This is a genomic window from Alloalcanivorax mobilis (genome assembly GCF_002864685.1).
Classification (GTDB): Bacteria; Pseudomonadota; Gammaproteobacteria; order Pseudomonadales; family Alcanivoracaceae; genus Alloalcanivorax; species Alloalcanivorax mobilis.
The window spans coordinates 18808-30196 of the sequence record NZ_NMQZ01000011.1 but is presented as its reverse complement, the minus strand read 5'-3'; the positions used below and the strand labels follow the sequence as shown (position 1 = coordinate 30196).

Sequence of the window (11389 nt, the reverse complement as noted above, 5' to 3'; positions counted from 1 at the left end):
CTTGCTTGTCCAAGAAAGTAGACAAAGAAGGACACCCCGTTGTGTCGCCCTTCGGGTGCCCTTCATTCTCCAAACAAGAGGCGCGGGAAATTGATGGCCGGGTCGGCGACCAGACGGCATCCCGCCGTCGGCCGCCTCAGTTGGCCGTCCCTGGCCAACTGACCCTATCAATTTCCCGCGCCTCGGCGACACAACAAGGGGGGGAGGCTCTCCAGCTCGGCCCGATAAAGTCCTTGACCGCCAGCGGCAGAGACCGGGCCGAAGAGCCCGGCCGCAAAATACTGGTGATTATGCTCGCGGAACCGCGAGTGAAGCGATTTCCCGTTACGGTGCGACAAGCCTAAAACAAGGCTTTCCCATAATCATGGATACGTGGTGTGGAGCCGAAACTTTTTGACTTTCCCCGGCGCTGGCGCGAACATGAATGAGAATAATTCACCTTTCTGGTTTCGGAACCCCACTCCATGACCACACTGCTGCGGCGCCCGCTGGGTGCCTTGTTGTTGCTGTTAATTGCTTTTGCTCCCACCGCCCACGCCGCCGATCAGACCGCCCTGGTCCAATTGGTGGAGTACGTCGGCGCCGATTACATCAATGCCGTGCAGGACGGCGAAGTGGTCAGCGAGGCCGAATACGCCGAGATGGAGGAGTTCTCCAAACTGCTGGCGGAGGGCGTCCGGGAACTGCCCGAGGCCGACGGTCGCGATACCCTGCTGCAACAGGCCCGGGACCTTCAGGCGGCGGTGGACAACAAAGCCAGCGACGCCGAAGTGAAAGGGCTGGCGCAGAAGATTCGCGGCACCCTGGTGGAAGTCTATGGCATTCCGGTGATCCCCAAAGCCGCGCCGGACATGGCCAAGGGCGCGGCGTTGTATCAGACCCATTGCGCCGCCTGTCATGGCGCCGAGGGGCGTGGCGATGGCCCGGCGGGGCAGGCGCTGGAGCCGGCGCCCACCGATTTCCATGAAGTGGAACGCTACGACGGCCGCTCCCTGTTGGGCCTGTACACCACCATCACCGGTGGCGTTGACGGCACCGGCATGGCCGCCTATGGCGAGACCCTGAGCGACGCGGACCGCTGGGCGCTGGCTTTTTACGTGGGCAGCAAAGCGGTCACCGAAGAGCGCGCCGAGGCGGGGGAAAAAGCCCTGAAAACGGGTGATCTGAAAAACGACATGACCCTGGACACGGTGATCGCCAAGGCGCCCACCGACGTGCGCGATGAACTCGGCGACAACGGCTACGCGGCGATGGGTTATTTGCGCAGCCACCCGGGCGAGCTGTTCAGCCAGAACCGCTTTATCGAAATCAGCGACGCCAAGCTGGCCGAGGCGGATCAGGCCTACGCCGCCGGCAATCGGGCCGCCGCCCGGACGGCGGCGTTGTCCGCTTATCTCGACGGTTTCGAGATGATTGAGCAGCAACTGTCGGCAATGGACAACGACATGATGCGCCGCACCGAGCGCAAGTTCATGGCGGTGCGCGAGGCGATCGACCGGCAACAGCCGGTGGCGCAGGTCAGTGGCCTGGTCGGTGAGGCCCGCGAGGGTCTGGCCGAGGCCGCCGACGCCCTGGGCGGCGATGGCCTGAGCCCGGCGGCGACGTTCTCGGCGAGCTTCTTTATTCTGTTCCGCGAAGGCCTGGAGGCGCTGCTGATCGTGGCCGCCTTGCTCACGTTCACGCGCAAGGCCAACGCCCGGGACGCCACCCGTCATATCCACTTCGGCTGGATCGCCGCGCTGGTGGCCGGCTTCGCCACCTGGTTCGTGGCTTCCAGGCTGATCAGTTTCAGCGGCGCCTCCCGGGAAATGACGGAAGGGGTCGGCGGGGTGCTGGCGGCGTTGATTCTGTTTTATGTGGGCTTCTGGATGCACAGCAACAGCAACAGCCAGAAGTGGATGGGTTACATTAAGAGCAAGGTGGACAACGCGCTGGACGGCGGCACTGTGTGGGCGCTGACCCTGGTGTCGTTCATCTCCGTCTACCGGGAGATGTTCGAAACCATTCTGTTCTATCAGGCGCTCTGGTCACAGGTCACCGAGGCCACCCAGCCGTACATGCTCTACGGGCTGTTGGCGGCGCTGGCGGCATTGGCGGTGGTGTGCGTGCTGATTTTCCGGATTGGCATGAAGCTGCCATTGAGCCTGTTCTTCAAGGCCACCAGCATGGTGCTGCTGGTGCTCTCGGTGATCCTGCTGGGCAAAGGCATCGCGGCACTGCAGGAGGCCGGCGTGCTCAACGCCTATTACCTGGAGCTGCCCACCATTACCTGGCTGGGCTTCTTCCCCACCGTGCAGGGCGCCATCGCCCAGGCGGTGGCGGTGGTGGTGGCGTTGGCGCTTTGGTGGAAAGGCCGGCGCGCCAGCTAGAATTGGCGCACCGCAAGCGAAGGCGGCGGCCCTGGGCCGCCTTCTTCGTTTTCAGCCCCTCGCCACTCACCACCGGGATCACCCGATGCCCCGATTCGCCGCCAATCTCAGTCTGTTGTTCACGGAATTGCCGTTTCTGGAGCGTTTCGCCGCCGCCCGGGCCGCCGGGTTTGACGGCGTGGAATGTCTGTTTCCCTATCAGTGGCCGGCGCCACGCATCGCCGAATGTTTGCGCGAGCAAGGATTGCAGCAGGTTCTGTTCAATCTGCCGGCCGGCGATTGGCGCGCCGGTGAGCGTGGCCTCGCCGGGCTGCCCGGCCGCGAGGCGGAGTTCCGCGATGGTGTCGGGCTGGCGCTGGAGTACGCGGCGGCCCTGGACTGCCCGCGCCTCAATTGCCTGGCCGGGATTCCCGACGCCGGCGTGGACCAGAGCCAGGCCTGGGCGACCCTGGAACGCAACGTGGCCGACGCCGCCGACCGGCTGGCGCAGCAGGGCAGGGTGCTGACTCTGGAGCCGATCAACTCGCGGGTGGACATGCCCGGTTTTCTGCTCGACACCGCCGCCAAGGCGATGACGCTGATCGAGCGGCTGCAGCGGCCCAATCTGCGTTTGCAGTACGATCTCTACCACATGTGGATCATGGGCGAGGATCTGCTCCCTTCCCTTGCCGTGCATTGTCCCCATATAGAACATGTTCAATTCGCCGATGCGCCGGGGCGGCACCAGCCCGGCAGCGGCGAGATCCCCCTTTCCGACGCCTTTGCCCTGCTCGACGAGCTGGGTTACGCGGGTTGGGCGAGTGCCGAGTATCGGCCTCTGGGCGGCACCACGGAGAGCCTGCACTGGCTGGCCGCGAACCATGGCGCCGCGGGGCGGTCTTGAACAGGCGTGGCCGGCCCGCTGGCCGGTGGATTCAGTCTCAGAGGTTGTGTTGTCTATGAGAAGTTGGGGTGGAAAAATCATTGTCGGCCTGCTGGGCTTTCTGATCGGCGGGCCGGTGGGGCTCGCCATCGGGGTGCTGGTGGGCCATTTCCTGGACCGTGGCGTGGAGCGGGTCCGGTCTTTCAATCCGTTTCGGCCATACCGCGCCGGGGAGCGGGAACAGATTCAGGAAGCGTTGCTGTCGGCGGTGTTTTCCATCATGGGCCATCTGGCCAAGGCCGACGGCCGCGTCAGCGAGCACGAAATCGGCCATGCCGAGGCGGTCATGAGCCGCATGCAACTGAACGCGGAGCAGCGCCGTCAGGCCCAGGAGCAGTTCCGTCTGGGCAAACAGGACGACTTTCCCCTTGACGCCACGGTCAGCCAGTTCCGGCAGAGCATTCGCCATCGGCGCCACATGATTCTGGTGTTCCTGGAAACCCTGCTGCAATCGGCCCTGGCCGACGGCCGCCTGAGCCCCGCCGAGGAACGCATTCTGCTTCGCGTGGCGGAAGGGCTCGGCGTGCCTGAAGCGCAGTTCCGGCAGATTCTCAATATGCTGCTTGCCCAGGCCCAGTTCGCCGGCGCCGGCGCCGGGCAGGGCGGCGCTGGTGGGGCGCCGTCGCGACCCTCGCTGAGCCAGGCCTACCAGGTGCTGGGGGTGAGCGATTCCGCCTCGGACCAGGAAGTCAAAAAGGCCTATCGGCGGCTGATGAGCGAGCATCACCCGGACAAACTCGCGTCCCGTGGGGTGCCCGAGGAAGCGATTCGCATGGCCACGGAAAAGACCGCCGAAATCAGTAAAGCCTATGAAATGATCAAGGAATCGCGCGGCATGCGCTGATTGCGTTTACCGCCAATAACCGCACCGTGGATGAGCGCATCACGGATGACAACCCGGGCGGCCCTGGGGTAGCGTGGAGTGATGGTCTCCGGCCAACGTCGGAGACGCAGACCCACCGGCTCGGGCCGCGCCGGAGCCCGCCATCAAGAGGACAGCGATACCATGCTAGGAGAACAGCACAGTATTCATCGGGAATTCCCTCAGTACCGAGAACGCATCGATGCCCTGGTCCGTGAACAGAACGCCTTTCGCGAAAAAGTGGAGGAACACGACCGGCTGGATAAGGAAATTCGTGGCCTGGAGATGCGTGAAAGCCCGATCGCCGATGGTGATATGGAGGCGCTGAAACTCAAGCGCATCCACCTCAAGGACGAAATCTACCGGTTGCTTAGCGACCACGGTTGACCCTCCGGCGAGCCGCCGCCCTTGGCGCCGCCCGTTTTCCCCTTATCACGTTTGTGCGTTCCACGCCGCCGGCCCATCGGGGCCGGCACTGATCAGCCTGCCCGATTGCTCCGTTTACATCGACCAGTGGACAACTTTGGTGCGTCATCCGCGTGTCTTCAGGTTTTCTATTGACTATATTTAATATTTTATATAAAAAATAAAAGAACACTTGTTGGATCCACTGGCGAGTACGAAAAACCAAGAAGCCGCGAACAATAACGAAAAGGGAGAAAGCCATGACCCCCGAAACCGCCTTCTCACGCCTTCTGGAAGAGGGAGACATGGTGCTCGACAACCTGGATGCCTGTGTTGCCCGGCACCCGGACAAGACGTTTATTTACTACGGGGAAGATGACCTCACCTTGAGCTTCAAGGCGTTCAAGGCCAAGAGCGATGCCCTGGCAGCCGCTCTTATCGGGCTTGGAGTCGAGCCGGATGACCGGGTTTCAGTGCTGTCCCGCAACTCCCTGGTGGCGGCCCTGAGCATGTTCGCGATCTGGCGGGCGGGTGCGGTATACGCTCCGGTTAACTTCAACTACACGGGCCGTTTGCTCAGCTATCAGCTGGACGATACCGCGCCCAAGGCGTTGATCGTGGACGTTAATCTGGCCCCGGCGGTGGACGAGATCCTGGCCGGCATCGAGATCACGGAATTCATCGTCCATGATCCCGTGGAAGGCGCCCACGATCACCAGGGCGTGGCGCTTCCAGTCGGATTGGCCGCGCGCAATCACCACGATTTCGCCGCCCTGGCGACGCCGGGCCCGGTGCCGGAGCCGGTGCCCCGACGCTACGACGACATTGCCAATATTATCTACACCTCGGGTACCACAGGGCCCTCAAAGGGCGTGGTTCAAAGCTTTCGTTGGATCAACCAATACAACTTCCTGCCACGCGCCTTTAACAACGCCGACGACGTGCTCTACTGCGACTTGCCCATGTATCACGTCGGCGGCGCCTTCTCGCAGTTCGCACGGGCGGTCTGGCACGGCAATACCGTGGGTCTATGGGATCGTTTCAGCCCCACCCGGTTCTGGGACCGGGTCGCCCGCTGCCAGGCCACCGCCTGCGTACTGCTGGATGTGATGGTGCCCTGGCTGATGAGCCCTCCCGCTCGCACCGATGATCGCCACAACACCCTGAACAAAGTGCACATGCAGCCGCTGCCACCTTCCAATCGGGCGGTGGCGCAACGGTTCGGTTTCGATTTCGTCACCGCGGGCTTTGGTCAGACGGAAACCGGTGCCGGGTTTCTGGTGGTGATAGATCAGTTTGGCGATCAGCCGGGCACCCCCACGGATCTGTATGCCGGGCTTTCCAAGTCAGGTGTAAGAGCCGCCGCCGCCGAGTTGAACGCGCTGATCATCGACGGCGCGGGCGAGATTCCCAAAGGCCTGATGGGCCGGCCGTCGCCGCTGCTGGAGGCCGCCATTCTTGACCCACAAGACAACCCCTGCCCGCCAGGCGAAGTCGGTCAGTTGGCATTCCGGCCACGCTTTCCTTCTTTGATCATCCAGGAATATTTCAACAAGCCCGGGAAAACCCTGGAGGCGTTTCGCAACCTCTGGTTCCACACCGGGGATGCCTGTTACCGGGACCCGCACGACAGCTACTTTTTTGTTGATCGCATGGGGGGCTATCTGCGCGTACGCGGTGAAAACGTGTCCTCTTACGAAGTCGAGGACCTGATCAATATGCACCCTCATATCCAGGTCTCCGCCGCCATTCCAGTGCCCGCGGCGGAGGGCAGTGAAGAGGATATCGGCATATTTATCCAGGTAGTGGAAGGCGAGAGCCTTGATCTGGCAGCGGTGGGCGAGCACTGCGCCAGCGTGATGCCGCGTTACATGGTGCCCCGGCATATACGCCTGATTGATGAAATGCCGCTCACGCCGACCGGCAAGATTGAGAAATACAAATTGCGGCAACAACTGCTTAAGGAGATTGGAAACGAAATGGAATCCGGCTGACGCGATCACCGTGTCCCTGTAAACCCGATAAGGAGAACATGAAATGGGTATTAGCAGACGTAAATTGCTGATCGGCGCCATGGGCGCCGGTGCCTTGGCAGCCATCAATCCTTCGCTGGTGCGCGCCAAAAGTGCTGAACCAGTACGCCTTGGCGCGATCTTCCCGATGTCGGGAATTGGCGCGGAAGCGGGCGCCGCGTGGCTGCAGGGCACCAAACTGGCGGTTCAGCACTGGAACGATAACGGTGGGGTGCTCGGCCGTCCCATCGAACTGGTGGTCCGTGATGACAAATATTCCAGCAGCGGCGCGGTAACCGCGGGGCGGGAGCTGGCCAGCAATGGTGTGAACCTGATTGTTGGCGCCTGTCAGTCGCCGATGGCGTTGGGGTTGGCACCGTTACTTGAGGATCTCAACGCGGTGTGCGTGGCGCCGACCCCCGCCGCGATGTCGCTGACGCACGAGAATTTCAGCCGCAACCTGTTCCGGTTATGCCCCAACGGTTACATGTTGTACGCCGGTCTGGGGCGCATGCTTGCGCAGAAACACCCGCACATCAGCAACTGGGCCACCATCGTGTTCGATAGTGAGTACGGCCATGACGCGGTGCGTTACTTTGAATACGGTGTGCTCAGTGCCGCCGGCGATCGGGACATCCACTTTGATCGGCCGATTTATACCCCGGTGCAGAAGACCAATTTTCAGGTTGAGATCAATCAGTTGATGAACTCGCCGGCGAAAGGCCTGTTTGTCGGGCTGATCGCCGCGCCGATCATCAGCTTTCTGCAGCAGGGGCGCGGGGTCGGGCTGGACAAGAAATTCGAGGTCATGGGGGAGTCCGGCACCGATCTGCTGATCGCCAAGGCGATGAAAAGCGCCACGCCAGACAATCTCTGGTCGGTCAGCTACTGGCATCCCCGGAACGACTTCTTTGCCAACAATCCGATCAGTCAGCGGCTTTATAAGGATTATGTCGCCGCCACCGGTGATCATCACCCGATCGGGCTTCTCACCAGCAGCCACCGGTCCACGCAGGCTTTGCTCAGTGCCGTGGAAAAAGCTGGCAGCACCGACACGGACGCGGTGATCCAGGCTCTGGAGGGACTCACCATCGACACGATCACCGGGCCATATCACATTCGCAAAGAAGATCATCAGGGCTATGGCACCAGTGTCTACGCCAAGACCGGGCCCCGTCAGGAAGAGCCGTACTGGGGCCTGAATGATCTGGTGGTGGTGGACGATGCCAAAACCATGGAGCCGGCGGCCGCCGGCCAGCCTTTCAAGTTACCCGCTTGAGTCGGGTCAGGGAATCGACCAGCGCCGGTTGACGCCTGGCGCCTGCCGATAAATCACCGCTGCGAAGGAGGCTCGAGTGGCTACGCAATTGATCTTCGCGATTTTCAATGCGCTCTCCATGGGCATGGCGATCTTTATGGTTGCCGCCGGCATCACACTGATCTTTGGTCTGCTGAAAATTCTCAATATGGCGCAGGGCGCCTTCTTCATGATCGGCGCCTACATCGCGTTCAGCCTGATCGACCACCAACAGCTGTCATTGCTGGCGTTCATTGGCGTGGCGCTACTGGCGGGTTTGGGTGTGGCGGTTCTCGGGCTGCTCACTGACCGTCTGATTCTGTCGCGCCTGCGCCACGTGGATTATCACTACATGCTGATTGCCACCTTCGCGCTGATGATGGTCTGTCAGGGTGCGGTAAAGCTGATCTGGGGGGTCAACTTCTTCTCGGTGATGCCACCGCTGGTGCTCGATCAGCCACTGCAGATCGGCACTCTCTTTCTGTCCCGGTATTCCTTGTTCGTAATCGCCGCCGGGTTGGTGATCTATGTGATTCTGGAAGTCGCCATTCATCGGCTTTGGCTGGGCAAGTTAATGCAATCGCTGGCAAGCAACCCGTGGATGAGCGGGTTGCTGGGTATCAATGTATCGCTGGGCCTGACATTCAGCGTGATGTTCGCCTTTTTTCTCGCCGGGCTCGCCGGCGGCCTGATGTTGCCATTGCAAAGCCTTTCCCCACAGCTCGGCGACGCCTACCTTTTGTACGGCTTCTTCGCGATCATTATTGGTGGCCTGGGCAATGTCCGTGGTGCTTTGTTGGGGTCGATTCTGCTTGGCCTGGTGAACAGCCTGAACACCATTTTGTTACCTGAATGGCCGGGTATTGCCATCTATGTGGTGTTGGCGGTGTTCCTGTTCTTCCGCCCAGAGGGGCTGTTCCCCAGTCTCGCGTCTCAGCCGCAAAGCGCAGGTGAGCAGGGCAGTTCCGCCATGGTGGGTAACAAAGCGCACCGGCCGGCCTGGATGGTGGCCGGCGCCCTGGTGGTGGTGCTGGCAGCCAGCTTACCGCTGTGGGCCAACGGCGGTCTGCTGTACGTGGCTGGCAGTGCCATCGTCTACGGGTTGTTCGCGCTGTCGTGGAATATTCTATTCGGTTACACCGGCTTGGCCTCATTCGGGCACTCCGCCTTCTTCGCCATTGGTGCTTATTTTACCGGGGTGCTGCTGCGTGACTGGCCACAGGTTCCCTTTCTCCTGGTGCTGCTCGGCTGCGCGGTGTTTGGCGCGGTGGTCGCCTGCCTGGTTGGGGCGTTGGCCTTGCGACGACTGGCCGGCATCTTTCTGGCGGTGTTGACGATTGCACTGGCCGAAGTCACCCGGCTGTTGATCAGTTACAGCGATTTTCTCGGTCGCGAAGATGGGTTGGTCGGCATACCCAGGCCGAAGCTGGCGTGGCTGGGTTTCGATCTGGACAGCTCCGCCGCGTACTACTGGTTTCTGCTTGCCGCCGTGGTGCTGTTGGTGGCGGTGCTGTGGTGGGTGTTGCATGGACGCTTTGGTCGCTTGTTGTTGATCACCCGGCAAGACCCGGAGCGGGCCGCTTTTTTGGGAGTGAACGTGACTCGCGTGCGCACCGCCTCGTTCATGCTCTCCGGCGCGGTGGCGGCGGTGGCCGGTGGGCTGTACGCGCCCTGGGCGCGCATCGTCACACTGGAACAAGTCAGCTTTCTGGCGTCCACCCAGCCGGTGCTCAATGCCATGTTGGGGGGCGTTCATTCGTTCTGGGGGCCGATGGTCGGCGCGGTGATCTTCGCCGTCCTTGAGTACGGTACCCGCACCTTCGTGGGGCTCTCCGAGATCATGGTGGGGGCGCTTTTGCTGCTGATTATTCTCGCCGCACCCAATGGCGTGGTGGGGCTCTGGCGAGCCTGGGCGTCACGGGCACGGACTTACCGAGCGACTCAACGGCCTCGTGAAACGGAACCAGAAAGCGGGGAGCCGCTAAGGGAGTCACGCTGATGGACATTCTAAGAGTGGAGGAGGTGGACAAGAATTACGGCGCGTTGGAGGTGCTCAAACAGGTTTCTCTGAGCGTACCAGCGGGCTGTATCTTCGCCATCATCGGTCCCAACGGCGCGGGCAAGACCACCCTTTTCAAGGTGATGACAGGCGAAAGCCCCTGCAACGCCGGCAATGTGTTCTTTCAAGGTGAGAATGTCACCCGTGCTCCCGCGCACTGGAGAGCGCGCGCTGGGATGGGGCGCACTTTCCAGGTCGCGAGGGTGTTCAATGATTTCTCGGTGCTTGAGAACGTGGTGGCGGCGATCGAAGCCCGGCGCCGTTATCAGCATCAACCGGCGGGGCGTTTCTGGGCGGTGGAGCCAGCCCGCGAAGTGCTCGCCGAAGCGCACCAACTGATCGCCGATATCGGCCTGGCCACGGTGATTTCGCACGCCGCGCGATTTCTCTCCCACGGTGACCGCAAGCGCCTGGAATTCGTGATCGCGCTGGCGCTTAAGCCTCGGGTGCTGATGCTGGATGAGCCTACCGCGGGAATGTCGCCCGCCGATCGCCTCGGCATCGCCGATCTGATCCTGCGCATTCGCGATCAGATGGGCGTGACAGTGGTGATGACCGAACATGACATGGACATCGTATTCCGGTTGGCGGACCGCATCATGGTGCTCAGCTACGGCGAAACCGTGGCTTGCGGCGGCGTTGCCGACATCAAGGGCAACCCGGCGGTTCAGGAAGTCTACCTGGGCAAGGAGATGAACCATGCTTGAGGTCAGTGAGCTGAACGCCTATTACGGCGATGCCCATGTGCTGCATGACATCCATCTCAAGGTCAACGCCGGACAACGGGTATCGCTGCTGGGCCGCAACGGTGCCGGGAAGTCCACGTTCCTGAAAAGCGTGATGAATGCTGGCCCGACGGTGAAGGGCGAGGTGCGTTTCGAAGGTTCCGCTTTGAACGCCCTGCCGGCGCATCAGCGAGCGCGCCTGGGCATGGCGCTGGTGCCGGAAGACCGGCAGATTTTTCACCACCTTAATGTGCTCGAGAATATCGCCATGGCACGCCACGCCAGAGCAGGCAGGCAAGCGCTGACGCCGCAGCAGATTGTTGACCGCTTTGCCATGCTCAAACCACTGACGGAACGCAATGGCGGCCAGCTCAGTGGTGGCCAACAGCAACTGGTGGCCATCGCGCGAGCGTTCGCCGCTGGCCCGAGGCTGTTGTTTCTGGATGAGCCGACCGAAGGACTGGCGCCGGTCATTGTGCAGAGCATGGCCGATGAAATTCTCGCCATTTGCAATGAAAGCGATGCCGCTGTGTTGCTGTGCGAACAGAACATCTGGTTTGCGCGCGCCTGTACCGACTACGTGTACATCATCGATACCGGCAGAGTGGTCTTCGATGGCGACTGGCGGAGCTTTGATGCTAGCCCGGAAATTACTCGTAAGTATCTGTCGGTGTGACGGTTGAGGCGGTGAAACGGGCAGGATAGCCGGACAACATAATCATCAGAGGAGAGCCTGGC

At 61.6% G+C, this 11389-nt stretch carries 9 protein-coding genes; all 9 read left to right on the top strand.

The annotated features are described in order from the left end of the window. Positions 1-464 precede the first annotated feature (464 nt). Entirely contained in the window at positions 465-2369 is a 1905-nt protein-coding gene (locus tag CGS25_RS08190) for an FTR1 family protein (protein ID WP_101675179.1), read from the top strand. 85 nt (positions 2370-2454) lie between these two features. Continuing rightward, positions 2455-3252, top strand: a complete 798-nt coding sequence (locus CGS25_RS08185; protein ID WP_089032169.1) for a hydroxypyruvate isomerase family protein — start codon at positions 2455-2457, stop codon at positions 3250-3252. A gap of 55 nt (positions 3253-3307) precedes the next feature. Next, complete coding sequence (gene djlA / locus CGS25_RS08180) at positions 3308-4135, top strand: co-chaperone DjlA (protein ID WP_101675182.1); 828 nt, start codon at positions 3308-3310, stop codon at positions 4133-4135. A 162-nt stretch (positions 4136-4297) separates the two neighbouring features. Beyond that, positions 4298-4540 (top strand): YdcH family protein, encoded by a 243-nt coding sequence (locus CGS25_RS08175; protein WP_089032168.1) that lies wholly within the window; start codon positions 4298-4300, stop codon positions 4538-4540. A gap of 278 nt (positions 4541-4818) precedes the next feature. Beyond that, complete coding sequence (locus CGS25_RS08170) at positions 4819-6552, top strand: class I adenylate-forming enzyme family protein (protein ID WP_101675178.1); 1734 nt, start codon at positions 4819-4821, stop codon at positions 6550-6552. 43 nt (positions 6553-6595) lie between these two features. Further along, the gene (locus CGS25_RS08165) at positions 6596-7849 is read left to right on the top strand and encodes an ABC transporter substrate-binding protein (protein ID WP_089032166.1); all 1254 of its coding nucleotides are present in this window, start codon (positions 6596-6598) and stop codon (positions 7847-7849) included. Between the two features lie 76 nt (positions 7850-7925). Beyond that, the gene (locus CGS25_RS19115) at positions 7926-9866 is read left to right on the top strand and encodes an ABC transporter permease (protein ID WP_198588729.1); all 1941 of its coding nucleotides are present in this window, start codon (positions 7926-7928) and stop codon (positions 9864-9866) included. Continuing rightward, positions 9866-10633, top strand: a complete 768-nt coding sequence (locus tag CGS25_RS08150; protein WP_101675177.1) for an ABC transporter ATP-binding protein — start codon at positions 9866-9868, stop codon at positions 10631-10633. The genes CGS25_RS19115 and CGS25_RS08150 overlap by 1 nt, the downstream gene beginning before the upstream one ends. Further along, positions 10626-11327 carry an ABC transporter ATP-binding protein gene (locus CGS25_RS08145; RefSeq protein ID WP_089032164.1) on the top strand — a complete coding sequence of 234 codons (702 nt, stop codon included), beginning with the start codon at positions 10626-10628 and terminating at the stop codon, positions 11325-11327. The genes CGS25_RS08150 and CGS25_RS08145 overlap by 8 nt, the downstream gene beginning before the upstream one ends. Positions 11328-11389: the final 62 nt, after the last annotated feature.

Excerpts from the sequence above, each read along its gene's own strand:
- CGS25_RS08190 (WP_101675179.1), top strand. The coding sequence starts at position 465 with ATGACCACACTGCTGCGGCGCCCGCTGGGTGCCTTGTTGTTGCTGTTA.
- CGS25_RS08185 (WP_089032169.1), top strand. The coding sequence starts at position 2,455 with ATGCCCCGATTCGCCGCCAATCTCAGTCTGTTGTTCACGGAATTGCCG.
- djlA (WP_101675182.1), top strand. The coding sequence starts at position 3,308 with ATGAGAAGTTGGGGTGGAAAAATCATTGTCGGCCTGCTGGGCTTTCTG.
- CGS25_RS08175 (WP_089032168.1), top strand. The coding sequence starts at position 4,298 with ATGCTAGGAGAACAGCACAGTATTCATCGGGAATTCCCTCAGTACCGA.
- CGS25_RS08170 (WP_101675178.1), top strand. The coding sequence starts at position 4,819 with ATGACCCCCGAAACCGCCTTCTCACGCCTTCTGGAAGAGGGAGACATG.
- CGS25_RS08165 (WP_089032166.1), top strand. The coding sequence starts at position 6,596 with ATGGGTATTAGCAGACGTAAATTGCTGATCGGCGCCATGGGCGCCGGT.
- CGS25_RS08150 (WP_101675177.1), top strand. The coding sequence starts at position 9,866 with ATGGACATTCTAAGAGTGGAGGAGGTGGACAAGAATTACGGCGCGTTG.
- CGS25_RS08145 (WP_089032164.1), top strand. The coding sequence starts at position 10,626 with ATGCTTGAGGTCAGTGAGCTGAACGCCTATTACGGCGATGCCCATGTG.